Below are 24,800 nucleotides of genomic sequence, written 5' to 3'. Positions count from 1 at the left end.
TGATAGCTATAGTGTAAATACTGCCAACTTAAGGCGTTTCACTTCATAAACTGTCATTTCGAACATGCCTGAGACGGGAGTCGAAAGGGACCAGCGCAGCTGTGAGAAATCTATCCAAGATATACAGCGGAATCCTAAATAGATCTCTCCTTTCGTCGAGATGACAGGTTCTGATTAAATTGAAGGCATTGGCTATAGTGTGGACCAACAAAAAAGGCTGACCCTGGTAAAGGGTCAGCCTTATAGTTTATAGCTATAGTTACTTACTGAGCAGTAACGTACTGGCTCAGTTTTGCAATTGCTGTTTCGATGCGAGCTATAGTTTCGTCGTGACCAATGATCTCGATGATCTGCATCAGGTCCGGGCCAGCTTCGGCGCCGGTTACAGCAAGGCGAAGTGCCTGCATTACCTGGCCAATCTTCATGCCGTGGCGCTCCAGTATACTTACCAGTAGTTCTTTTACCGTATCGGCGTTAAAGTCAGCTATAGTTGGCAGTTCATTCTTAAACTCCTCAAATACCGCTACCGACTGTGCATTCCACTTTTTAGAAGCTACTTTCTCGTTATACTCTTCCGGTGCAACAAAGAAATAAGCGGCTTCTTTCCAGAATTCCTGCGGGAAGCTAACACGCTCCTTCATCAGGCCTGCCACCTTCTCTGCTTTTTCAGGTGTGCAAGAGATGTTGTGCTCTTCCAGGGCCTGTAGTAAGTAAACTGCCAGTTCGCTGTCCGGCTTGGCACGCAAGTATTGTTCGTTAAACCAGCGGGCTTTCTGAATATCGAAACGTGTGCCGGATTTTCCGATACGCTCAACTGTAAACTCGTTTGCCAGTTCTTCCATCGAGAAGATCTCCTGCTGCGTGCCCGGGTTCCAGCCCAGGAATGCCAGAAAATTGATGAAAGCCTCAGGCAGGTAACCACTCTCGCGGTAACCAGACGCTACTTCACTTGTAAACGGATCTACCCAACGCAGCGGGAACACCGGGAAACCTAACTTATCGCCATCGCGCTTGCTCAGTTTACCATTCCCATCCGGCTTCAGCAGCAGTGGCAGGTGCGCAAACTCCGGCATGGTATCTTCCCAACCTAAATAGCGGTACAGCAACACATGCAGCGGCGCAGATGGCAACCACTCCTCCCCACGGATCACGTGCGTAATCTTCATCAGGTGGTCATCCACAATATTTGCCAGGTGGTAGGTTGGCATACCATCCGATTTCATCAATACTTTATCATCAATAGAAGAAGAGTGCACCATAACCCAACCACGGATCAGGTCTTTCAGGCGTACTTCTTCTTTGCGCGGTACTTTTAAACGGATCACATACGGTGCACCAGAGTCGAGTAGCTTCTTTACTTCATCTTCGGGCATGGTAAGTGAGTTACGCATGGTCATGCGTGTAATGGCGTTGTACTGCGGCGTAGCCACTTTAGCAGCCTTCAGGCGCTCACGCATAGCATCCAACTCTTCAGCCGTATCAAAGGCATAGTAGGCGTGGCCGTCGTTAACCAGTTGCAGGGCATACTGCATGTACATTGGCTTACGCTCCGACTGGCGGTATGGCGCATACGGGCCGCCGTTCCATGGGCTCTCATCCAGCTCTATACCACACCACTCCAACGACTCACGAATATAGTCTTCGGCACCTGGCACAAAGCGGTTCTGGTCCGTGTCCTCAATACGCAATATCATTTTGCCACCTGTTTTGCGGGCAAGCAGGTAATTGTAAAGGGCCGTGCGCACACCGCCTATATGCAGTGCCCCGGTTGGGCTTGGTGCAAAGCGTACTCTAACTTCTCTTTCCATGTATGGTTATGTATCTCTTATTCTGGCCGCAATTTACAAAATAAACTATGGAATAGTAAGCTAAAATGGCTGGTTTGCCTGCAGGCTATTCTTTAATAGGAGTAGGGCAAGTACAAACAATATCAGGCATTTGCGTATCTGCTTAGTATGCAGTTTTAAAAGCTACCCGCATGGTACGTAAGCGGCTACACATGGTTTGGTGCCTGCTCCAGGAAACATGGCTTGAGTTCCTAGATAACAACTCTTTTCAGAAGGGGGCCGCACTAGCCTACTATACCATTTTCGCGCTTCCGCCCATGATCATCATCATTATCAGTGCCGGAAGTTATTTTTTATCGGAGCAGGTGGTTTCGGGCGAGATATACTATAGGATTAAGGAGCTGATTGGAGCGGAGGGCGCTTATTCGGTACAGAAAATGGTGGAGAACGTAAATGCCTTCGGCAACTTTAACCTGGCAGCTATAGTTGGTGGTGCGGCCTTGTTTATTGCAGCTACAGGCGTTTTCGTATCGTTACAGGATTCACTCAACGAGATCTGGTCTGTAAAACCAAAGCCGAGGCGCGGATTCTTGAAGCTCGTTTTAGACAGAATACTCTCTTTCGGGATGATCCTGACGATTGCCATTATCCTGCTGCTCTCTTTGCTGGCGAATACGGTGCTTGTTATAATAGGCGATTTTTTGACTGTGCGCCTCTCGGGATGGGTAGTCTATATTCTGCACCTCGCTAACCTGGTGTCTGCCTTGGTAATGATGACTTTCCTGTTTGGCTGTATCTATAAGTTTTTGCCCGATGCCAAAATTAAGTGGCGCGATGTGTGGGTGGGAGCTATAGTTACAGCTGTACTTTTCTCGCTGTTTAGGGGCTTGATCGGTTTTTACCTGGGCAAGAACGATGTGGCATCGGTTTACGGGGCGGCTGGTTCGGTAGTGCTGATCTTAACCTGGGTGTTCTTTACCTCGCAGATCATTTTTTTCGGGGCTGTTTTTACGTTTGTGTACTCCCGCAAGTACGGCCACAACATTTACCCGGCTACTTATGCGGTGCGCGTCATCAGGCAGGAAATAGAAGTAGGTAACTCAGCTGTAAACGCAGAGCCCGGAAAACATACCAAAGATGTGTATGGTGAAGAAGCTATTTCCGAAGCAGCTACAGAAGTGGATGAAAATGAAGCAACCCAGGGAGCCAATATTTAAGAGTTTGAAAGTTCGGAAGTTAGAAAGTTTATAAGTTATAAAGCTCTGAGAGAACTATAGTTAAAACAGTGAAAAGGCAGTGATTCCCCTCTTGGGAAGGGCAGGGGTGAGTTAAAATGCAAACTATAAAACTATAATCTCAACTATAGCAGTAGCAGAGGAAATTCCCCGCCTTAGACAAGGAGGGTAAGAGGTGGTTGGACTAACGTCAACTATAGAACGATAGCCAGCACTAGCGGAATTGCCTGTCCCTGTCGGGCCAGTTGGATTGCAAATCCAACATGGTAGGTAAGTCACGGATCGCAGATCCGCGGCAGCAATAATGAAGCAACTATAGAACTATAGTTTGAACTACAGCAAAGGCCTAAATCCTGCAAATCCATTAACCCTGTAAATCCCGATTTAGACAAAAAAGGACAAAAGACGCAGAATTATAGTTCGCTCGTCTTTTGTCCTTTGTCACAATATCTTTTGTCTATAAGACCTATTTCACCGCAATGCAGGAAATCTCTACGTTCACATCTTTTGGCAGGCGGCTAACTTCCACGGTTTCGCGGGCAGGTGGGTTGCTGGTAAAGTAGCTGCCGTAAGTCTCGTTTATCTTACCGAAGTTGTTCAGGTCTTTTACAAAAATGCTGCATTTAACTACGTTGCTGAAATCCATGCCAGCTTCGTTCAGGATGTATTGCAGGTTTTTCATGACCATGTGCGTTTCGTCTTCGATGCTGCCGCTTACCAGCTCGCCTGTCTGCTGGTTTAGCGGAATCTGGCCGGAAACATAAAGTACGCCGTTGGCCATAGTTGCCTGGCTATAAGGCCCGATCGGAGCCGGAGCATTTTGTGAGTTAACGATAGTATGTGCCATTCTGAATAAGTTAAATGTTTATCTTTACCATCAAAAGTACAGATTTATGCGCATACTTGTTTTGGCCGGCCCACAGATGGCCGAAGAGTTCAGGCAAAAGTTTCCGGATACGGGTGATGGCATCCACTATTCGTTTCTGCAGAGCCACAACATTACCGACGAACAGTTAGAGCCATCGGATGTGGTTTTCGACTTTTTGCTGCACGAGCAGCCTGAACGCTTGAGTATGTATGCCCCTGAGCAAGTTGTTTTCTGCAATGCTGCCACCATACAGTTAGCTGCACTCGTTAAGGAATCAGGCGTAGAAAAGCCCTGCACATTAATTGGCTTTAATGGGCTTCCGTCTCTTTTCAACCGGCCGGTGTTGGAGGTTAGCCTCTATAACAAGCGCTCCGAATCAAAGCTGATAGAGATCTGCAACGAGCTGGAGACAGAGTTCCTGGTTGTAAAAGACCGGGTAGGTATGGTTACGCCTCGCATTATCTGCATGATCATTAACGAAGCCTGCTATACCCTGCAGGAGCGCACTGCCAGCAAAGAAGATATTGACCTGGGTATGAAACTAGGGACCAACTACCCGAAAGGCCCTTTTGAATGGGCTAATCTTATCGGCATAGACAATGTGTACAACGTACTGCAGGCCGTGTACAACGACACAAAAGAAGAGCGCTACAAAGTTTGCCCGCTGCTGAAAACTAAATTCCTGAAAGGGGAGAAGTTTGAACTATAGGCCACCTCGATTTTTCAAACTTAATTTTATATGATCAAATTTTTACTTTCTACCTGCCTGTTTTTCTCTTTTGCTACCTATTGTGCTGCACAGGAGTCATCAAATTACCAATTGCTTATTAATGGTAAAGCCGTAGACATTGACCTTGGGAAACCCGTTGACTTCAAAACTGCAAAAGGTGAACAGCTTAAGATCGAGCTGAAACAAAAGGATGTTCTCTTTTATAAAGACGATGTTGTCTCGCTCAATTACCCAAAGGAGTTCTCTGTTTCGAAATCTGTTCCGGATAATAATATTGAGCAATTAGCTATTATGACTGCACATGGCAGCGGTGTGTTGATTCAGAAATATAATGGCCTTAACCCGAGCATTTTAGTAGATATGATGCTGCAGGAAGTTATTAAGGAAAGCATAAACTATGGCTATACCCAAAAAGATCAAAGCTTTGAGAAAAAACTGGTATCGGGTCAGGTGCTGAAAGGTAAAATGGCTACGCTACACTATAAGGGGGATGAACAGACCTATGTGGTAGCTGCTTATGGTGCTAAAGATGAAGGCATACTGGTTTTAACTATGATCAACAGTACCTATGTTGAGCAAGACCAGAAGCTTTTAGATATGGTTTTGAATACATTAAGCTACAAATCACTCTAACCTAAACTATAGCGCATAAAAAAAGGAGACCTGTTTGGGTCTCCTTTTCTGTTTTATAGTAAGTGTAAATTACTCCACTGTTACTGATTTGGCCAGGTTACGTGGCTGGTCAACGTTGCAACCGCGCATTACCGCAATGTGGTAAGACAGCAACTGCAATGGAATAACCGATAACAACGGCATCAGGTGCTCGCTCGTTTCCGGAATCTCGATCACGTGGTCGGCCATTGCAGGTATAGTTGTATCGCCTTCTGTAACAACAGCAATCACTCTGCCTTTGCGGGCACGAACTTCCTGCACATTCGATACGATCTTCTCATAAGAGCTGTCTTTTGTAGCAATTACTACAACCGGCATGTGCTCATCAATAAGGGCAATCGGACCGTGCTTCATTTCAGCAGCCGGGTAACCTTCTGCGTGTATGTAAGAAATCTCTTTCAGTTTCAGGGCGCCTTCCAATGCAACCGGGAAGTTATAACCACGGCCCAGGTACAGGAAGTTAGTTGCATCCTTATAGATAGCTGATATCTCCTGAATCTGTGCATCTAACTGCAGTGCCTGCTCTACTTTAGCTGGTATCTGCTCCAGCTCAGCCATTAACTGGTGCAGCTTAGAAGTTTCCACAGTTCCGCGCTTGCTGGCAATAATCATGGCAATAAGCGTAAGAACTGTTACCTGTGCTGTAAAAGCTTTTGTAGATGCCACCCCGATTTCAGGGCCAGCGTGTGTGTAAGCACCTGCATCAGTAGCGCGTGCTATAGAGGAGCCAACTACGTTACAAACACCGAAAATAGTGGCACCCTTCGACTTAGCCAGTTCTATAGCTGCCAGTGTATCCGCTGTTTCACCAGACTGAGAAATGGCAATTACAATGTCGTTCTCGTTTACAATCGGATTGCGGTAGCGGAATTCTGAAGCATATTCCACCTCAACCGGGATGCGTGCCAGGTCTTCTATCAGGTACTCAGCCACAAGGCCGGCGTGCCATGAAGTACCGCAGGCAACTATAAGTATGCGGTTTGCATTTGCAAATTTGTTCTCGTACTCACGAATACCGCCCATCATCAGGTGGTTGCTTTCCGCAATCATACGACCGCGCATGCTATCCAGGATAGAGCGTGGCTGTTCGTAGATCTCTTTCAGCATGAAGTGCTCGTAGCCTCCTTTTTCTATAGATTCCAGTTCCATTTCAAGGCGCTGGATGTAAGGCGTCTGCTTTACGTCTTCTTTAGTGCGTATGTCCAGTTCACCATCTTTAACTACTGCGATCTCATAATCATTCAGGTAGATCACATCGTTCGTGTACTCTATAATGGGCGTTGCATCAGAAGCAAAAAAGTACTCTCCTTCGCCCACACCTACCACTAGCGGACTGCCTTTACGGGCTGCTACCAACTGGTTCGGATCGTCTTTTGACAATACAACTATAGCATAAGCACCTACTACTTCATGCAGGGCAAGGCGCACAGCCTCAACCAAAGTACAGTTTATAGTGCTACGAATATCTTCAATCAGGTTAATGAAAACTTCAGAGTCAGTATCAGACTGGAACGTATGCCCTTTCTCGATCAGGAGCGTTTTAAGGGATGCATAGTTCTCAATGATACCGTTGTGGATGATGGCGATTTTACCAGAAGTAGAATAATGCGGGTGTGCATTTACATCATTAGGCTCACCGTGTGTTGCCCAACGTGTATGTCCCATCCCGATGTTGCCGTGCACGTCCTTGTCAGCGATAAACGCTTCCAGGTCACTTACTTTCCCCTTCTTCTTGTAAACATTCAGGTCACCATTCATCAGGGCAACACCAGCGCTGTCGTATCCTCTGTACTCCAGTCTTTTCAGGCCCTTAATTACTATCGGACAAGCTTCTCTATGTCCTACGTATGCTACAATTCCGCACATAAGTCTGTTGTGTAAATACTATAATCGATACTGCAAAATAATGGTGCCCGCAAAGGTACCTGATAAAAATATTTAATGGTAAATTATCTAGTCTAATTTAGAGAAATAGATGCGCAGTTTCATGCCTCTTTCAGCAGTATTGCTAAGTACGGCTCTGTAGGGTACGATTTCTCTTGATACAGAAGCTGCCCCTGTGGTGCCTGCAGCAGAGAATCTGGCCGGTGCAACTATAATGCTACTATTAGGTAGCTGGCCAAGCAGGATAGCCTGTACATAAGCAGTTAGGTTAACTGTGTACTGGTTTAGCTTGGTGTTATATGTAAGTTCCGCCGGGTAGTTATTAGAGTTTACGGCAAATGCCAGGTCTTTGGGTACAGTTAATTCTATTCCGGAAGAATTTTCTTTGATGCGGTTGCCATTAGCATAGTACATAGCCAGCTTGGATGGCGGCTTTATGGTGTTGGTCGTGCCGTTCTTAATTGGCAGCACCAGTTCTGCACGGTTTATCACAATGTTGCCATACTTTTCTTTCAGCTTATCCAGATGCGGAATAGTAAGCTTGGTTAACAGTTGCGTGCTGGACTGCAGATACGTCTCGCCATTAACAGCTTCTGATGGAAGAAATGCGTTTTTCTGCAGGTTTTCCAGGGCGGTGCCGGTACGGTCTGCGGTAATGCGTGAAAAGTCTCTGGCTCCGTTGCCGCTAAAGAAGAAAGTATGCGATTTACGGGTAGTGTCGGTACCGTTTTTAAAATAAAGCACAACTTTTGAGTTGCTGCCTAGGTTTGCCGCTATTAGTACACGCGGTGATGCTTCTGTCGGAACTATAGCTAGGCCCTTCAGGTACTGAGAAAACTTTACCTGGTTTTTAAGCGGATCCTTGTTTGACTGGTTCAGCAGTTCCTGCCCGAATGCCCGGTCCAGGTGCAGTTTAGGCAGTCTGTAAAATGATCGCTCTGTTTTATTAGCTGTATCTACAATTTCAGTTAAAAGTTCCGGCTTAAAGGTTATGCTACCCAGCGAGCTGCCGTATGGGATGGATGAGTTTGTAAAATAAGATGCTTTTTCCTGAAAGCCTTCTGTTAAGCGGTGCACGCTAAAAGAAAGCTGCTGGCCCACGCCACCGTAGATTAGATCATAATCAAGTGTAAGGGTAACAGAGTCAAGCAGCGGGTTCTCACCAAAGTTTAGGTCATTCCCTCCCAATGCAAGCTCTGTAAATATAGCAGCCTTTACACTTCCTGCAACCGGGTCCAGGTAACCACCCAGCACAGCACGATCCTGGTTAAACGACAGGATAGAGTCTGTTTGCAGCACAGTGCCGGAGTTTATGGTTAAGGTGTCGGTATAAAAAGTTCCGATCTGGTTTTCGTCTTGTAGGTCTAAGCCTATGTCAGATGGGTCTTCGCAGGATGCAAGTAAAGCAAGTGAAAAGAAGAATAAGGTAAATCTTCTAACGGCTGAGTTCATTATACAGGTTATAGTATGAATCTAAAAGGGTATCGTCGGCACTAACTGTACTAATGTTCTTTGAATTAAAGTCGCTGAACAGTGCATTGATATTTTCGCTGAAATCTTCGTTTGTTTTAATAACAGAGTCAGCATACTCCATACCAATCTTAATAAAGCTGTCGATATCGGCAGACTCCAGGTGGCCCAGCATGCTGTCGTCAATATCCAGCATTTTTACTTTCTCAGCCAGGTCGCCGTCAAATTTATGGGTATAGTTATGGTTATACACCGTAAACATCGACTTAGAGTCTTTAAAGATCGGGTCTTTTTTATAAGTTGTTTTCAGGTACATTGGTATTAAACCGGTCATCCAGTCGTTGCAATGCACAATGTCCGGAGCCCAACCAAGTTTTTTCACCGTTTCCAGCACGCCCTTACAGAAGAAGATGGCACGCTCGTCATTATCCTGGTGAAATTTGTTGTTCTTGTCAACGAAAACGGATTTTCTATGGAAATAGTCTTCGTTGTCGATAAAATATACCTGAAGTTTGGCATTCGGAATAGAAGCCACCTTGATTACCAGTGGTTTCTCATCGTCGCCAACGGCAATGTTAATGCCCGAAAGGCGCACGACCTCATGCAAACGATTCTTACGCTCGTTGATGATACCGAATCTCGGCACAAAAATACGGATTTCCATACCTCTTTCCTGCATAGCCTGTGGCAGCGTATTCAGAAACTCTGCTACTTTTGTGGTTTGAAGGAAGGGAAGGATCTCGGTGGCCGCGTAAAGGATTCGCAATTTAGACATGAGTTTGTAATTAAAAATTAAAAAGCAACAGTATTGGGACGTGCAAAATTAGTATTTTTTATTCTGATTTTCAATTTTATCTGCTGTGACTTACTTTTGCCGGCTTTTACAGTTTCAACACTGAACCACAACATATGCAAGTAATTACGCAGGTAAGCGAGCTTCGCGAAACAATGCAGGCATTGCGCTGCAGCGGCAAAAGCATAGGCTTTGTGCCAACTATGGGTGCCCTGCACGAAGGCCACCTGCAACTGCTGCGTGCATCAGTAAAAGATAACGACATTACGGTGTGCAGCATTTTTGTTAACCCTACGCAGTTCAACAACCCCGAAGACTATAAACTATACCCGCGCACATTAGATGCCGATATAGAGCTGCTGCAAACCACCGGTTGCGATTTTATCTTCTCTCCAAGTCCGGAAGCTATATATCAACAACACACTATGTTGCAGTTTAGTTTCGGTAAGCTGGAACAGGTAATGGAAGGGGAGATGCGCCCGGGGCATTTCAATGGCGTGGCAACTATAGTTGGCAAGTTATTTAACATGGTGCAGCCGCACCGGGCCTACTTCGGGCAAAAAGACCTGCAGCAGGTAGCTATAGTTCGGCAGCTTATACTAGGGCTTGGCTTTGATATTGAGCTGGTATGTTACCCAACTGTGCGCGAAGCAGACGGGCTGGCCATGTCGTCGCGTAACAAGCGCCTGAATGTAGCGCAGCGCGAAACCGCCGTTAGCCTGCACGATGTACTGGAACTGGCAAAATCTCAGCTCAGAACACAGCCTGTCGCAGCTATAAAAGCAACAGTAGCGGAGTACTTAAAAGGCAAACTTGAAGTAGAGCTGGAGTATTTCGAAATTGCCGATCCGCTTACCCTGCAACCCGTAGAACAGATAACCGAAGGAGAGGTAGCTTTATGTATTGCTGCTTTTGTGGGGCCGGTACGCCTGATCGATAACCTGGTAGTGAATCTTAGTGAGGTATGAATTGTTAAAAGTGAAGTAAGGGAGGGCAGGCTTATAGTTTCATAGAATATCTGCTGCCAATTACCTAACTTTGCGCTTTATTTTAGTTACAAACCATGTATATTGAGGTTTTAAAATCCAAGATTCACCGTTGCAAGGTAACCCAAGCTGAACTGCACTATGTGGGCAGCATCACGATTGATGAAGATCTGATGGATGCCGCCAATGTGGTGGAGAACGAAAAAGTTACCATCGTAAACATCAACAACGGCGAGCGCTTCGAGACCTATGTAATAAAAGGTGAACGCGGAACCGGTACCGTTTGCTTAAATGGCCCTGCCGCACGCAAAGTGCAGGTAGGCGATATTGTAATTGTGATCTCTTATTGCAGCATTCCGTTTGCGGAAGCTAAAGCGCATAAACCAACCTTAGTTTTCCCGGATCAGCATAATCGCCTGGTTTAACATGCCTGCATGAAAAAACTGCTCTCTTTTCTCAAGTACGGCTTACTGCTTGGTGTGTCTGCATTTTTAATGTGGTATGCCTTAAAGGAGCTTGACTTTGAGAAACTATGGGCAGAGCTGCAGAATGCCAACTATGGCTGGGTGCTGCTGTCGCTGCTTACTGGCGTAGCTGCCTATCTGAGCCGTGCCTACCGCTGGCAAATGCAGATACGGCCTACCGGCTACAATCCTTCTTTAGCAAATACTTATAATGCCATGATGGTGGGCTATGTAGCCAACCTGGTGTTGCCACGCATGGGAGAAGTAGTGCGTTGTAGTATGTTGCGCCGCTCCGATGGCCTGCCGGTAAACAAAGGGTTTGGTACGGTAATAGCCGAGCGTTTTGTTGACCTACTCATGCTGCTGGCCGCCCTTACCATTACGCTTCTTTCCGAATTTAACCAGATTAAAGATTTTTTCTGGGGCCTTCTCAACGACAAGTACAGTAACCTGGAGCAAACAATGCAGTCGCTTTACTGGCTGGCCTCTATTATGCTGGTTATGACTATAACTTTGCTGCTGATCGGGTTGCGTTACCTAAGTAAGCTGCGCAGCAATGTATTTATCCAGAAAGCGGTGCAATTTATAAAGGGCATGCTGCAGGGTATACTTAGTATAACCAAGCTTGATAACAAGACTGCTTTCTGGGGACATACAATTTTTGTGTGGCTGATGTACTATTGCTCGAGTCTGGTCGTTTTTTATGCGCTGCCAGGTACAAGTCACCTGGGCTATGGCGCTGCGCTATCTGTATTGGTAGTAGGTAGCCTGGGCATGGCGGCACCGGTGCAGGGCGGAGTTGGGGTATACCATTTGCTGGTGCAGGCCACTTTGTTGCTTTATGGCGTGCCTAAAGAGGCCGGTATGGCTTATGCGCTGCTGGCACATACTTCTCAAACGCTTTTGGTAGTTTTAATGGGAGTGCTTAGTTTTATAGCAGGCATGTTGCGTAAGCCAACTATGGCAGCAGCTACCGAACCCGAAACTATAACAAAGCATGAACTCAACCGATAAGATTTATAGTTTACCCGGCCTTTTGGAGCAACTACAGGCTTGGCGCAGCCAGGGGCAGAAGATCGTTTTCACTAACGGTTGTTTCGACTTGCTGCACCTCGGGCACGTAGATTATCTTGAAAAAGCACGACAACTTGGCGATAAATTAGTACTTGGCCTGAACACAGACCGCTCAATTAGCAGTATTAAAGGTCCCGACCGCCCGCTACAGGACGAAATGTCACGTGCGCGGGTTATGGCATCGCTTTTGTTTGTAGATGCAGTAGTGCTTTTCGATAGCGATACTCCCTTAGAGTTAATTAAAGCCGTGCAGCCGGATGTGCTGGTCAAAGGTGATGACTATAGTGTGGAGCAAATCGTAGGGCACGATGTAGTGCAGGCAGCCGGTGGGCAGGTAAAAACAGTTCCGCTTGTTACCGGTTATTCTACTACAAACATTGTAAAGAAAATAGAGAAACAATTAAAACAACCATAGACTAACGAACCATGATCTGGATTATAATGATTGCCATGATGCTTGCAAGCTGGCTTGTGAGTTGGCGATTAAAAAGTAAGTTTCAACAATATTCTCAAATACCGTTAAGTTCTGGCATGAGCGGCCGCGAAGCTGCCGAGCAAATGCTTGCCGATAACGGCATTACCGATGTGCGTGTAATATCCGTAGCCGGTAAACTGACAGACCATTACAACCCTGCTGATAAAACAGTAAACCTGAGTGAGTACGTGTACGATGCCCGAAGCGCAGCTGCTGTAGCTGTGGCAGCACACGAGTGCGGTCACGCGGTGCAACACGCCAAAGCATATAGTTTCCTTAAGTTCCGTTCGGCAATGGTGCCGGCGTTAAGCATCGCCTCACGTTATATGCAGTGGATCCTGTTGATCGGTATCCTGATGCTGCAGACGACTCCTGTTCCGCTGGCAATTGGTGTGGCATTGTTCGCGCTAACAACTGTGTTCAGTTTTGTAACGTTGCCTGTAGAGTTTGATGCCAGTAAGCGTGCACTTGCCTGGATCAGTTCAAACGGAATTGTAACGCAGAAGGAATATGGCATGGCAAAAGATGCACTGAAATGGGCCGCCATGACCTATGTAGTAGCAGCACTTGGTTCATTAGCCACCTTATTATACTATGCGTCTCTGTTAATGGGCCGCCGCGACTAATGAACTATAGTTTATAATATATAAAACGCCACCTCTACTTATGGTATGGGTGGCGTTTCTGTTTTACAGGCGTATAGTTGAATATCATGGCCACAGAGCCGCTGGTTCTGAGTGCTATTTGTGGCAAACACAGCTAAATGTTATCCCCTCTGCAGTATAATTGCATCGTTATAAACAATTATTACCATTCATGTTAAAATTATATTGCTGTATTTTATAGTTTTGCACCCGAAAAGTTATCGTTTTACCTTAATCTGATATATAAAAATATGAACTTTCAGTTAACAGAAGAGCACCTAGCAGTGCAGGAAGCTGCCCGCGAATTTGCACAAACAGAGCTATTGCCTGGTGTAATTGAGCGCGACGAGCATCAGAAATTCCCGGCAGAGCAGATCAAAAAGATGGGTGAGCTGGGTTTCCTGGGGATGATGGTAGACCCTAAGTATGGCGGCGGCGGCATGGACACAGTTTCTTATGTGCTGGCTATGGAAGAAATCTCTAAAGTAGATGCTTCTGCTTCTGTGGTAATGTCGGTGAACAACTCGCTTGTTTGCTGGGGTCTTGAGAAATATGGTAGCGAAGAGCAGAAGCAGAAATACCTGACTCGCCTTGCTACCGGCGAAATCATTGGTGCATTCTGCTTATCGGAGCCGGAAGCAGGTTCTGATGCTACATCGCAGCGTACTACAGCTATAGATATGGGCGACCACTACCTGCTGAATGGTACCAAAAACTGGATCACGAACGGTAGCACAGCTTCTGTATACCTGGTAATTGCCCAGACAGATGTTGCAAAAGGCCACCGTGGTATTAACGCGCTTATAGTTGAGCGTGGCATGGAAGGCTTCGAGATCGGTCCGAAAGAAAATAAGCTTGGTATCCGTGGTTCTGATACGCACTCACTTATGTTTACGGATGTAAAAGTGCCTAAAGAAAACCGCATCGGCGAAGACGGCTTCGGCTTTAAGTTTGCGATGTCTACGCTGGCTGGTGGCCGTATTGGTATTGCTTCGCAGGCGTTGGGTATTGCTTCAGGTGCTTATGAGCTGGCTGTTAAGTATGCTAAAGAGCGTAAAGCATTTGGTGTAGAGATTGCAAAGCACCAGGCTATTCAGTTTAAACTGGCGGATATGGCTACAAACATCGAAGCTGCCCGTTTGTTATGCTTACAGGCTGCTTACGATAAAGACTCTCACGCAGACTATGGCAAGTCGGGAGCTATGGCGAAACTTTTTGCATCAAAAGTGGCGATGGAAACAACTGTTGAAGCCGTTCAGGTTCACGGTGGTTACGGATTCGTGAAAGAGTACCATGTAGAGCGTTTAATGCGCGATGCAAAAATCACACAGATATACGAAGGGACCTCTGAAATACAGAAAATAGTAATTTCGAGAGAACTGCTAAAGTAGATTTAGCTGTAAAAATGTGTTTGTGTGCAGCTTAGGCTATTTATAGGTTTTCTCGAATTAAAATTTATTTTAAAAATTAATTTGAATTTTATAAAGATTAGTCTTAGCTTTAAGCCAAAATTAACGGGTTTATAGTATAAAAAGTTAGTTGGTTACACAATGGAAGATTACAATAAAATTATTGAATCGCTTGGGGTGCGGTTCATTAAGGCTAAGAATCTGGTGTTGCAACAACCATTTACGGTTCGCAACTACTACGATGTTGGCAACAACCTGATACTGCTCCACAAGGGGAGTATAATTTACGGCGAAGAGGAACAACAGGTAGAAGAGGGGGAACTGCTGTTTATTCCGGGTGGCCGTAGCACACGCGTTAAGTATGGCTCTGGAGATGGGAAGGTTATCTCTAACGACGACCTGATCACGAATAAAGAGAAATTCTTTAAGAACAACAGCGACCTTGACCTGATAGGTGATGCGGAAGAAAGTCACAGCTTTGTGAGCTTCGAAGCAAAAGTGTTCGATTCAGTAAACTTCTTTGCATCATTAGACGTGCCTGCATTCCTGATCTCAGGAAACAACAAGCTGGCCAACCTGGTGATTAAAGTGGTGGAAGAGAGCATGCAGGAGCTGCCAGGTAAAGAGCGTCTGATCAATATCTACACAGAGAATATTGTAGTTGAGATCGTGCGTCACATCCTTCGTAACAGAATGTTTGTGGAGCAGCTGGCAACCAACAGCACGTACTTCAAAGATCCACGCCTGATAGACCTGTTCAACTACATTAAGGAGAACTTAGGTGGCGATCTTTCTAACAAGGTGCTTTCTAACGTTGCGAACGTATCTGAGGATTATGTAGGCCAGTACTTCAAAATGCTGACCGGTATTAACCCACAGGATTACATCGAGTACCAGCGTATGGAGCGTGCCGTGTTCTTGTTAAGAACTACCAAGAAGAGCATCCGTGAGATTGGTAAAGAAGTTGGTTACAAAGATACGGCTTACTTCTGCCGCAGATTTAAGATGATGTTCGGTATTCCTGCCGGTAAGATGCGTCGCCGCGAATCAGCGATGAATATCTAAAGCAAGATTATACGTATTGATTACAGAAGAAACCTCGGCCAGAAAGCCGGGGTTTTTTTCTATGTGGTTGCCTACTACAATTACATCGGCGCCGGCATCGAGCGCTATTTTAGCCCTTTCTGGTGTATTAATGCCGCCGCCAACTATAACCGGCACTTCTACGGATTCGCACACGGCAGTAATCATCTCCGCACTTACTGGTTTAGAGGCACCGCTGCCACCATCCAGATACATGTACTTTAACCCAAGCAACTCACCAGCCATGGCAGTGCAGCTGGCTATAGTTGGTTTGTCGTAAGGGATGGGCGTAGTGCCACTCATATATGATGCTGTTGTCTGGCGGCCACAATCTACCAGCATGTAGCCGGTAGGATACACTTGCAAATCACTGGCTTTAAGTATGGGAGCGGAAAGCACGTGCTGGCCGATCAGGAAATCGGCGTTGCGGCCGGAAATTAAAGAAAGCAACAGAATGCCATCGGCTTGTTTGTCGATGTGCAGGCTGTTGCTCGGGAAAAGGATAACCGGAATGCGACTATGCTGTTTTATAAGTTGAATGATGGTTGCCTGGTTCTCGGTTGTAATCAAACTGCCACCTACAAAAAAGAAATCAACGTGGCTGGCTTCGCTAAGCTGCAGCAGGTGCAGGCAACTGGCTTCGTTTAAGTTATCAGGGTCCAGTAAAACGGCAAAATGCTTTCTGCCTGTGCGTTTGCTTTGCTGCGGTTGGTTAAGGTTGTTAAATGGCATGCTTTTCTGAGGCGCTTTTTACAACTGGGTCTGCTTCGGTAGCCGGAACAGCCTTTGCTGCAATATCGTTATTTTCAGGTTCAGATTGCATGCGGTCTGCTGCCTTTTTAGCTATGTAAGCAACAAGTAAAGTTACGCCCTGCTGCATCATCTGGCGGGCAAACGGTGAATCCATAAAGGTTTTAACCAGCCCCGACCCTGCTTTCTTTTGTTTCTTTTGCTTGCCGGTTTCCGTTCTGAACTCTTCCGAAGCAGTGTGCTCAGCAGTAAAGTCTGTTACTGTTCTGTGGGCAACAGGGTCATAGTCCGGAATTGGGTGCGACACCGGTATAGTTCCTGCGCTTTTGGCATTGTCTTTAGCAGTGGTTTTACCTTTTTTTGCCTTTGCTACCTTTGGGGCTTTTTTTTTACCGCCACTAAACATGCGTCTCAGCAGTAAGCCTGCTACAACAACGCCACCGGCAATGGCTACTTTCTTGCCTATCTGCTGCCCCTGGGTTTTGATCTGTTCCACATCACCCATCAGGGCATTTTTATATTCCTCTTTCTGGCGCTCCAGAAACTCCCGTTGGTTATCGAACAAAGGATTGTTAACGTCGCTCATATAGATTCTTCTCGTTTATCGGTCTTATAAATTGTGTTGTCAAAAGTTTTATCGGCCATGCCCTGGAACATCTTTTTATCTAAGCCAACTACAAGTATTACCAACAGCACAATGTAAAATAAAGCGATGATGCCAAAACCCCAGAAAGAGCTGTCCAGAAGGTGGTTTAGCAACAGGCCAAGGAAAATGCTCAGAAATATAAGGCTCAAAAAAGCAAAAAAACCAAGCAGCACACCATGCACCACATTCACAAACGTAGCCTTCAGCTTTTCCTGTATCTCCAGTCGTATAATATCGATGCGGGTATCAATATAACCCATCAGGTTCTCTATAATATTGGTGCTTTTTTCTCGTGTACCGTTATCTTGCATTGCCATAGTTTTATTGTGCTTTTTAGTGCTTACAGTGTATACGCAGGTAGATTCAATTATTTACGTAAAGTATAACTACATTGCTGCCTTATATACCTTAAAGGCCTGAAATGTGTTTTAATTACCTTTGTACATAATTTTTATACTTTGGAGCAGAACTTTTATACCGTACTTGGCATTGCCCCCGCAGCTACACCGCAGGAGGTAAAACAGGCGTATAAACAGCTCGCTATAAAGTACCACCCCGATAAAAACCCCGGAAATAAAGCTGCTGAAGATCGTTTTAAGCTGGTAAATGCAGCGTACCAGGTCCTCTCTAATCCGAACAAACGTGCCCGTTACGACCTTAAGCTGCAGTACCTGCGCGAACGTGAGCGCGTAGTGCAGCAGCAACAGGCCTATTACAACGAGCGCTACCGCTATACCCGCCATCCGGCTCCTGTATCAGAGCGTTATTACCGGCCCATCCGTACCGAAGACCGCAAGTTCGTTCGCAAAGACCTTTATATAACTATAGGTTTTATAGCAGGAATCCTGCTGTTTAGTGTGCTCCTTAAAACGGTTATGGACCACATTGCAAGCGAAGATAAGTATAAAACAGCTTTAAGCTATATAGCTGATGGTAAATATAGTAGCGCTCATAGTTTGTTGTCGGATGCCATTAATTTTAAACCGGAACATTCTGCCGCTTACAAGGAGCGTGGGCGCATTGAGCTGAACGTTTTTGAAGATTACGAAGCTGCACTGCAAGACTTTAACCAGGCCATCGCATACGAAAAGCAGCCATCAGCCGAAGTGTATTTTATGCGGGGTGTAAGCCGGCAGCACCTGGCAAGCTATCAGCAAGCTGAAGAAGACCTTTCTACTGCCATTGTACTTAATGAGAAACTATGGGATGCTTACCTTTCGCGGGGCGAGGTGCGACTGTTCTACCTCAAAAAGTATAAACCTGCCCTCAGCGACCTTTCTACTTACCTGCGCTATGGCACCGATACCAAGAAGCGGGTAGAGGCTTTGACTTACCGCGGTTTTGGTTACTATAAAATTGAGGCCTGGAAGCTATCGGAGGACGACTATCGTCGTGCCCTGGCCCTAGATGAGAAGAACGGCAGGCTACATTGGCTGATGGGTAGGACCAAGATTGAACTACAGGAACCGGACTCTGCCTGTATCTACTTTAACCAGGCTAACGACCTGGGCTACTCTGCAGCGATTCTGGACCTCAGGGCAAATTGTTATTAACTATAGTTAGACTATAGATCGATTTACATCAGCTGTTGCCAGTTTATACTTTCGCTTATAACGCCGGTACTGGTACCAGAAAAATGCAGTGATAGCCGGGGGCAGTATCACAAACAAAATGACATTGAGCTGCTGATAACTGATGCCTAACAACTTGGCGCCCATCACCATCAGTTGCACACATATCCAGAAGATTGTTTCCATAGCTATAGTTGTAAAATGCCTAACTGCATCCAATAGTCGTAAACTATAGTATAGATGCAGGAACAATATAAGAAAAAAGCTATAGAATAGGATAGGGATAACTATAGGTGCGAACTATAAGTCCGGGAAGGGTATAAAAACAGAAAACCCTTGCTGTGCTAGCAAGGGTTTAAGCTGGTGGTGATGATTGGAATCGAACCAACGACACAAGGATTTTCAGTCCTTTGCTCTACCAACTGAGCTACATCACCAGCTCTGTTGTTACCCCGTCTTCCGAAAGGGTATGCAAAAGTAGTAACTAACTTTTAAGTAGCAAACATTCGGCAGAAAAATATTTTAAAAAAGTGCGCAGGTATACATGTTTCTTAATATCCTGCTATCTTTAGCTATAAATTGGTATGTATAACGAATAATTTACCGTGATAGGAATTTCAAACATTATCTTCCTGATTGTGGCTGCCCTGGGCATTGGCCTGTTTGTGTGGCAGATCCGCAAAATCCGAAAAAACATACAGATGGGCCGCGACCTCACCCTTGAGGATAACCCGTCGGAGCGTATCAATAAAACATTGCTGGTAGCTTTTGGGCAGCAGAAAATGTTTAAGCGCATGCTGCCGGCTGTGCTGCACCTTTTTGTATACGTTGGCTTCCTGGTGATCAACATCGAAGTACTGGAAATCATGATCGACGGTATTTTTGGTACGCACAGGATACTGGGTATTATGGGGCCGTTTTATGATGCCCTGATGGCGATAAACGAGATACTAGGTGCACTGGTAATTATTGCCTGCGTGATGTTCCTGTGGCGCCGTAACGTTACCAAAGTGCCGCGCCTGGCAACTGGTGTAGAGATGCGTGCCTGGCCAAAAATGGATGCCAACGTTATTCTGGTTACTGAGATCGTACTGATGCTGGCGCTGTTTGCCTTTAACATCTCCGACCTGAAACTGGCGCAACTGAAGGGAGAAGAATTGGCTGGAGCTTTCCCGATAAGCAGCATGTTTGTAGATGCTTTTAGCTCTGATGCCGGTACGCTGGCAACTATAGCCAGTACAGGCTGGTGGATACACATCATCGGTATTCTGGCGTTCATGAACTACTTGCCAAGCTCCAAGCACTTCCACATCATCATGGCATTCCCGAACGTGTACTTCTCTAAACTGGCACCAAAGGGCAAGTTCACAACTAACCCGGCCATCACACACGAGATCAAAGCTATGCTGGACCCAAGTTACCAGCCACCGGCTCCGGAAGTTGATGCTGAAGGGAACCCTATCATACAGCGCTTTGGGGCAAAAGACGTGGAAGACCTGACCTGGAAACAGTTGATGGACTCTTATACCTGTACGGAGTGCGGTCGTTGTACGTCGGTTTGTCCGGCCAACATTACGGGTAAACTGCTCTCGCCGCGTAAGATTGTAATGGACACCCGCGACCGCATGGAGGAAAAAGGCGAACACCCTGCTATTTTTGATCCGGCTCAGTATGGCAAAGATGCCGGTACCGAGCGCGTGAAGGCGGATACTGAAGAGCGTACCTTATTGCGCGGTTATATTACGCCTGAAGAACTATGGGCTTGTACTACCTGCAACGCCTGCGTAGAATCCTGCCCGGTAAACATCGACCAGCTTTCAACTATCATGGACCTGCGCCGCTACCTGGTGCTGGAAGAATCTGCTGCCCCGGCTTCGCTTAACGCTATGTTCACAAACATTGAAAACAACGGAGCACCATGGGCGTTCCCGGCATCCGACCGCTTTAACTGGGCCGACGAACTGTACTTGCCTTCGAAAAATTAGACAAAAGAATCTTTAGACAATGGACAAAAGATTACATGATAAAGGATTAATAAAAGTCCTTTGTCTTTTGTCAAACTGTCCTTTGTCACAATAAATACTCAGATGGAAGAAAATAAAAGATTAATAAAAGTACCTACCATGGCCGAGATGGCTGCTAATGGCCAGGAGCCGGAAGTGCTGTTTTGGGTAGGTTGTGCCGGTTCTTTCGACGACCGATACAAAAGAGTAACACGTGCCTTTGTGCAGATACTGGAACACGTAGGCGTTAAATATGCTGTATTGGGCACAGAAGAAAGCTGCACCGGCGAGCCGGCCAAGCGTGCTGGTAACGAGTTCCTGTTCCAGATGCAGGCCATTACTAACATCGAAGTACTGAATGCTTACAACATTAAAAAGATCGTAACAGCGTGCCCACATTGCTTTAACACGATTAAAAACGAGTACCCGGACCTAGGTGGTAACTATGAGGTGATTCACCACTCTACGTTCCTGCAGCAGCTCATTAACGAAGGCAAGGTTAAGATAAAAGGAGGTGGCGAGTTTAAAGGCAAGCGCATTACCTACCACGACTCTTGCTACCTGGGCCGTGCCAACGATATTTATGAGGCACCACGCGATGTATTAGCTGCCCTGGATGCCGACCTGGTAGAAATGAAGCGTAGCCGTGCCAATGGTTTGTGCTGCGGAGCCGGTGGTGCCCAGATGTTTAAAGAGCCGGAACCAGGCCGAAAAGATATTAACGTAGAGCGTACCGAGGAAGCCCTGGCTACCCTTGGTGGTGGCAACGGTGTAATTGCTACGGCATGCCCGTTCTGTATGGTTATGATGAACGATGGCGTTAAGAACAAGGAGCAGGAAGATAACGTAAAAGTTTTCGATATCGCAGAACTGATCGCGCAGGCTGAAGGGCTTACTAAATAAATTGCTGCATTGTTAAATTGTTTAATGGCTGTTTACCGGAACAGCTATAAGTAGATCTGATTGCAGAAACTATAGTAAATCGGTACTACTGATAAACAATTTCGTGGATCAACAATTTAACAATCAACAATTCAACCAATAAAGAAATGTACATTCCGTTTGACGAATTGCCGCCCCAGGCGCGCATTTGGATATACCAGGCTAACAGACCTTTAACTGCAGCAGAGCAGACTGAAATAAAGCCACTACTGGAACGTTTTGCTACTGAGTGGAGCAGCCATGGCAAAGGGCTTCAGGCTTCGGCAGCATTACTGCACAACCAGTTTCTGGTGCTGGCAAATAACGAAGATGCGACAGCCGCAAGTGGCTGTTCTATTGATGCCTCGGTAAGGTTTGTGCGGGAACTGGAGCAGCAGTTTAATATTGCGTTCTTCGACCGGACACAGCTGGCTTTTTTGAGGGATGGAGAGGTGCAACTGGTAAGTATGAACCAGTTAAAAGACAGCATAGCCGCCGGCGATATAACGAAAGATACCTTGTATTTCGATACTTTGGTAAATACCTACGGCGATCTGCAGTCTGACTGGCCACGACAGGCGCAGCAAAGCTGGCTTAACCGTTACTTTTAATACAGCGTGATCATACTTAAGCTCATACGTAGATGCTACACATCAGCCGATTACCCCACACTTTAAAGCACCTGTGCCTACTGGTGCTTGTTGCCATGTTTGTAAGTGCCTGTGGTGCTACACAGCAAATAGGCAAAGGCGATAAGCGGTTTGAAATGGAGCAGTACGAAAAAGCGATCGAGTACTATAAAGGTGCTCTTGCCAATTCCAAAAATCCGGGCGAGGTAAACTATAAGATCGCAGAATCTTACCGCCTCTCCAACAGGCTAGCCCAGGCAGAGCCGTTTTACAAAGCTGCTTTAGATGCCGGGTTTAAAAAAGAAGATGCCTATTACTACTATGGCATGGCGCTAAAAGCCAACGGCGACTATGAAGAAGCCCTCAACCAGCTGCAGGATTATGCCCGTATCGGCACTAACTCCAGGTTAAAAGGACTGGCCAGTCGCGAGGTAGAAAACTTTGGCCAGCTGAGCGATATTATGCGCAGCGCACAAGCCTATGAAGTGCAAAACCTGACAGCCCTGAATACGGAGGGCTCTGAATTTGCCCCTTACATTCTGAACGACGAGCTTGTTTTCTCATCTACCCGCGACACCAAAAAACAATACCTGGGCAATGGCGAAGGCTTTATTGATATTTATGCCACACCACTTACTGATTCGCTCTCTACGCTGGGGAGCACAGTACGCAAGTTCGAAAACGTGAACCTGGAAGGCATGCACGATGCCATGGCGACTTTTGCCAACGAAGGCCGCACCATGGTTTTCGCACGTGGCAATGAGGGCACCAAGAAAGGCCGCCAGAACGTAGACCTGTTCGTAACTTACTTTCGCTCCAACGCCTGGACCGAGCCAAAGCTACTGCCTATCAGCGATCCCCGCGCCTGGGATTCTTCACCAGCCTTCTCGCCCGATGGTCGGACCTTGTATTTTTCATCTGACAGAAAAGGAGGTTTAGGTGGTAACGACATCTATAAAGTAACCGTGGATGAAAATGGCCGTTTTGGCTCGCCTGAAAATCTTGGACCAGACATCAATACGCCAGGTAACGAAAGCTTTGTGCACGTAGCGCCCGATGGCACCTTATATATTGCTTCGGATGGCTTGCCAGGCTTGGGTAACTTAGACCTGTTCCGCGTGGAAAATGGCAAGCCTGTAAACATGGGTGCGCCTGTAAACTCGCCCGGCGACGATTTCAGCATTTACTTTCAGAATACAACACGTGGCTTTTTCTCGTCGAACCGTGATGGCGGAAAAGGCGGTGATGACCTGTATGGCTTTGTTAAATCGCAACGCAAGCAGGTTAATTTCTATGTAGATGGTACCGTGTTCCTGCGCCGCGAAGGAGCAAGGCAACAAACTATAGTTCCGAACCAGCTGGTGGTACTGCAGAATGAGCGTGGCCAGAAAATAAAAGAAACTACTTCCGATGCCGAAGGTAAATTCTCTTTCAGCCTTGATACAGCTGCAACCTATTCGCTGATAGCCGAGCGACCGGGCTTTTTTACAGCACGTCAGCGTATTACTACAGTAGGTAAAATGCCATCGCAGGACCAACTGCTCGAAGATGTAACCGATGTGCGCCTGACAGCTACGCTGCTGCTGAACGAGATCGTAAAAGAGAAACCAATTGTATTAGAGAACATCTTCTACGACTTCGATAAAGCTAATATCAGACCGGATGCAGCCATAGAACTGGATAAGTTAGTTGAGATACTGCAGGATAACCCGAACATCTCGATAGAACTGAGCTCTCATACCGATGCCCGCGGTTCTGACATTTATAATCAGGACCTGTCGCAGCGCCGTGCTGAGTCTGCTGTAGAATACATTATTTCGAAAGGCATTGACAGAAGTCGTATCACTGCCAAAGGCTATGGCGAGAGCCGCCCGGTGGTACGAAATGCTAAAACTGAAGAAGACCACCAGCGCAACAGACGTACCGAATTTAAAGTGGTACGTATACAGGAGTAATCAGTGTAGCGCTATACAAGAAAGGCAGCGGGAGTGTATACTTCAGCTGCCTTTTTTCTTTACTTTGATTTGCGCTTTGCATTAGTCAAGTAATCTTAGCAATTCTATAATTTCTTTTTCTGTCCTATACTCACTTTTCTGTCATTTCGAGTGCAGCGAGAAATCTATCTCAGCCTACAGTTCTCCTTTGTCATCCTGAGCGTTAGTCGAAGGATCTTATATAGCCTATAGCTAACTATAGTTGGTGAATTAACACAAGCAGTTCGTGCTATAGCCACTTCCAATCCTGGGAGCTTTACTCACCTATTGTTGTATAGTTGCTTTGGTGCGCTCACGGCCGCGGGGCCCCGTCCTGGGGCATCGCGCGGCTTTCGCTTCCTTCACTCCTAACGTCGCAATGCCTGACGGCACCAGAAATCTACAAGGCGCTCAACCCAAAGACTGATATCACTCGATAGCTACAACTATAGTTGATTGAATGGCTATAGTTGCATCGCCTTTTCGTGGCAGTAACTCCTTGGGGCAGGCTGCGCCTGCCTACTCTCATGCTATAAGACCATAGTTGAACTATAGTAATGACTAAATTCCCCTCTTGGGAGGGGTAGGGGTGGGTTAAAATGCTAACTATAGAACTATAGCGCAAACTATAGAAATAGCACCAGTTTCATCTCCTGTTCTTAGACGAGGGCAGGGGTGCTAATTTTAACAAGGAAGGGCTAGGATGGCTGGGCCAGCAGCATCTATAGAACTA

General features: G+C 46.2%; 24 protein-coding genes and 1 tRNA gene. 15 read left to right on the top strand and 10 right to left on the bottom strand.

The genetic code is table 11. From position 1 onward, the window contains the following. Positions 1 to 263: 263 nt before the first annotated feature. Positions 264 to 1,808 (bottom strand): glutamate--tRNA ligase, encoded by a 1,545-nt coding sequence (gltX, locus tag GXP69_RS01310; RefSeq protein ID WP_163911339.1) that lies wholly within the window; start codon positions 1,806 to 1,808, stop codon positions 264 to 266. A 170-nt stretch (positions 1,809 to 1,978) separates the two neighbouring features. Here gltX and GXP69_RS01305 point away from each other — a divergent pair, with 170 nt between their 5' ends. Further along, a complete protein-coding gene (locus tag GXP69_RS01305; RefSeq protein ID WP_163911337.1) occupies positions 1,979 to 3,004 on the top strand; it encodes a YihY/virulence factor BrkB family protein in 1,026 nt (341 codons plus the stop codon). Positions 3,005 to 3,488: 484 nt separating this feature from the next. On the opposite strand, the gene GXP69_RS01300 is transcribed toward GXP69_RS01305, so the two are convergent. After that, positions 3,489 to 3,869 (bottom strand): RidA family protein, encoded by a 381-nt coding sequence (locus GXP69_RS01300; protein ID WP_163911334.1) that lies wholly within the window; start codon positions 3,867 to 3,869, stop codon positions 3,489 to 3,491. A gap of 46 nt (positions 3,870 to 3,915) precedes the next feature. Between GXP69_RS01300 and GXP69_RS01295 the strand changes: the two genes are divergently transcribed. Then, positions 3,916 to 4,599, top strand: a complete 684-nt coding sequence (locus GXP69_RS01295; protein ID WP_163911331.1) for a 3-hydroxyacyl-CoA dehydrogenase family protein — start codon at positions 3,916 to 3,918, stop codon at positions 4,597 to 4,599. Between the two features lie 30 nt (positions 4,600 to 4,629). Beyond that, positions 4,630 to 5,253 (top strand): hypothetical protein, encoded by a 624-nt coding sequence (locus tag GXP69_RS01290; RefSeq protein ID WP_163911328.1) that lies wholly within the window; start codon positions 4,630 to 4,632, stop codon positions 5,251 to 5,253. Between the two features lie 69 nt (positions 5,254 to 5,322). Here the strand turns inward: GXP69_RS01290 and glmS are convergent, their stop codons facing one another. From glmS to GXP69_RS01275, 3 genes are all read right to left on the bottom strand, one after another. Then, positions 5,323 to 7,158 carry a glutamine--fructose-6-phosphate transaminase (isomerizing) gene (gene glmS, locus GXP69_RS01285; RefSeq protein ID WP_163911325.1) on the bottom strand — a complete coding sequence of 612 codons (1,836 nt, stop codon included), beginning with the start codon at positions 7,156 to 7,158 and terminating at the stop codon, positions 5,323 to 5,325. Positions 7,159 to 7,245: 87 nt separating this feature from the next. Beyond that, entirely contained in the window at positions 7,246 to 8,628 is a 1,383-nt protein-coding gene (locus tag GXP69_RS01280; protein ID WP_163911322.1) for a DUF4270 family protein, read from the bottom strand. Continuing rightward, positions 8,612 to 9,421, bottom strand: a complete 810-nt coding sequence (locus tag GXP69_RS01275; RefSeq protein WP_163911319.1) for a glycogen/starch synthase — start codon at positions 9,419 to 9,421, stop codon at positions 8,612 to 8,614. The genes GXP69_RS01280 and GXP69_RS01275 overlap by 17 nt, the downstream gene beginning before the upstream one ends. Positions 9,422 to 9,555: 134 nt before the next feature. On the opposite strand from GXP69_RS01275, the gene panC reads away from it, so the two are divergent. From panC to GXP69_RS01240, 7 genes are all read left to right on the top strand, one after another. Then, a complete protein-coding gene (gene panC / locus GXP69_RS01270) occupies positions 9,556 to 10,407 on the top strand; it encodes a pantoate--beta-alanine ligase (protein ID WP_163911317.1) in 852 nt (283 codons plus the stop codon). A 95-nt stretch (positions 10,408 to 10,502) separates the two neighbouring features. Beyond that, positions 10,503 to 10,850: an aspartate 1-decarboxylase gene (gene panD / locus GXP69_RS01265; RefSeq protein WP_163911314.1), complete on the top strand. Its 348-nt coding sequence runs from the start codon at positions 10,503 to 10,505 to the stop codon at positions 10,848 to 10,850. 9 nt (positions 10,851 to 10,859) lie between these two features. Further along, positions 10,860 to 11,903, top strand: a complete 1,044-nt coding sequence (locus tag GXP69_RS01260) for a lysylphosphatidylglycerol synthase transmembrane domain-containing protein (protein ID WP_163911311.1) — start codon at positions 10,860 to 10,862, stop codon at positions 11,901 to 11,903. After that, positions 11,887 to 12,378, top strand: a complete 492-nt coding sequence (gene rfaE2, locus GXP69_RS01255; protein WP_163911308.1) for a D-glycero-beta-D-manno-heptose 1-phosphate adenylyltransferase — start codon at positions 11,887 to 11,889, stop codon at positions 12,376 to 12,378. Before GXP69_RS01260 ends, rfaE2 begins: the two co-directional genes overlap by 17 nt. Positions 12,379 to 12,389: 11 nt before the next feature. Beyond that, positions 12,390 to 13,064: a zinc metallopeptidase gene (locus GXP69_RS01250; RefSeq protein WP_204281877.1), complete on the top strand. Its 675-nt coding sequence runs from the start codon at positions 12,390 to 12,392 to the stop codon at positions 13,062 to 13,064. A gap of 269 nt (positions 13,065 to 13,333) precedes the next feature. Next, positions 13,334 to 14,473 (top strand): acyl-CoA dehydrogenase, encoded by a 1,140-nt coding sequence (locus tag GXP69_RS01245; RefSeq protein ID WP_163911306.1) that lies wholly within the window; start codon positions 13,334 to 13,336, stop codon positions 14,471 to 14,473. 159 nt (positions 14,474 to 14,632) lie between these two features. Further along, positions 14,633 to 15,556 (top strand): AraC family transcriptional regulator, encoded by a 924-nt coding sequence (locus GXP69_RS01240; RefSeq protein ID WP_163911303.1) that lies wholly within the window; start codon positions 14,633 to 14,635, stop codon positions 15,554 to 15,556. Here the strand turns inward: GXP69_RS01240 and GXP69_RS01235 are convergent. The 3 genes from GXP69_RS01235 to GXP69_RS01225 are packed head-to-tail and all read right to left on the bottom strand — an operon-like array spanning position 15,539 to position 17,287. Continuing rightward, entirely contained in the window at positions 15,539 to 16,306 is a 768-nt protein-coding gene (locus tag GXP69_RS01235) for a geranylgeranylglyceryl/heptaprenylglyceryl phosphate synthase (RefSeq protein ID WP_163911300.1), read from the bottom strand. The genes GXP69_RS01240 and GXP69_RS01235 overlap by 18 nt on opposite strands. Continuing rightward, a complete protein-coding gene (locus GXP69_RS01230; protein ID WP_163911297.1) occupies positions 16,296 to 16,910 on the bottom strand; it encodes a hypothetical protein in 615 nt (204 codons plus the stop codon). Before GXP69_RS01230 ends, GXP69_RS01235 begins: the two co-directional genes overlap by 11 nt. Continuing rightward, positions 16,907 to 17,287: a phage holin family protein gene (locus GXP69_RS01225; protein ID WP_235925523.1), complete on the bottom strand. Its 381-nt coding sequence runs from the start codon at positions 17,285 to 17,287 to the stop codon at positions 16,907 to 16,909. The genes GXP69_RS01230 and GXP69_RS01225 overlap by 4 nt, the downstream gene beginning before the upstream one ends. Before the next feature lie 141 nt (positions 17,288 to 17,428). Between GXP69_RS01225 and GXP69_RS01220 the strand changes: the two genes are divergently transcribed. Then, positions 17,429 to 18,523 (top strand): tetratricopeptide repeat protein, encoded by a 1,095-nt coding sequence (locus tag GXP69_RS01220; protein WP_163911295.1) that lies wholly within the window; start codon positions 17,429 to 17,431, stop codon positions 18,521 to 18,523. A gap of 6 nt (positions 18,524 to 18,529) precedes the next feature. Here the strand turns inward: GXP69_RS01220 and GXP69_RS01215 are convergent, their stop codons facing one another. Then, complete coding sequence (locus tag GXP69_RS01215) at positions 18,530 to 18,727, bottom strand: hypothetical protein (protein WP_163911291.1); 198 nt, start codon at positions 18,725 to 18,727, stop codon at positions 18,530 to 18,532. Between the two features lie 175 nt (positions 18,728 to 18,902). Continuing rightward, positions 18,903 to 18,978 (bottom strand) — tRNA-Phe (locus GXP69_RS01210). Between the two features lie 168 nt (positions 18,979 to 19,146). Between GXP69_RS01210 and GXP69_RS01205 the strand changes: the two genes are divergently transcribed. From GXP69_RS01205 to GXP69_RS01190, 4 genes are all read left to right on the top strand, one after another. Then, positions 19,147 to 20,526 (top strand): 4Fe-4S dicluster domain-containing protein, encoded by a 1,380-nt coding sequence (locus tag GXP69_RS01205; RefSeq protein WP_163911288.1) that lies wholly within the window; start codon positions 19,147 to 19,149, stop codon positions 20,524 to 20,526. Positions 20,527 to 20,628: 102 nt separating this feature from the next. Continuing rightward, positions 20,629 to 21,447: a (Fe-S)-binding protein gene (locus GXP69_RS01200; RefSeq protein WP_235925522.1), complete on the top strand. Its 819-nt coding sequence runs from the start codon at positions 20,629 to 20,631 to the stop codon at positions 21,445 to 21,447. Between the two features lie 146 nt (positions 21,448 to 21,593). Then, on the top strand, positions 21,594 to 22,076 hold the full coding sequence (locus GXP69_RS01195; RefSeq protein WP_163911286.1) for a hypothetical protein: 483 nt from the start codon (positions 21,594 to 21,596) through the stop codon (positions 22,074 to 22,076). 32 nt (positions 22,077 to 22,108) lie between these two features. Next, a complete protein-coding gene (locus tag GXP69_RS01190; protein ID WP_163911283.1) occupies positions 22,109 to 24,049 on the top strand; it encodes an OmpA family protein in 1,941 nt (646 codons plus the stop codon). Positions 24,050 to 24,800: the final 751 nt, after the last annotated feature.

The sequence above is a fragment of the Pontibacter burrus genome (genome assembly GCF_010686685.1).
GTDB classification, from domain to species: Bacteria; Bacteroidota; Bacteroidia; order Cytophagales; family Hymenobacteraceae; genus Pontibacter; species Pontibacter burrus.
This window is presented reverse-complemented; position numbering and strand designations above follow the sequence as displayed.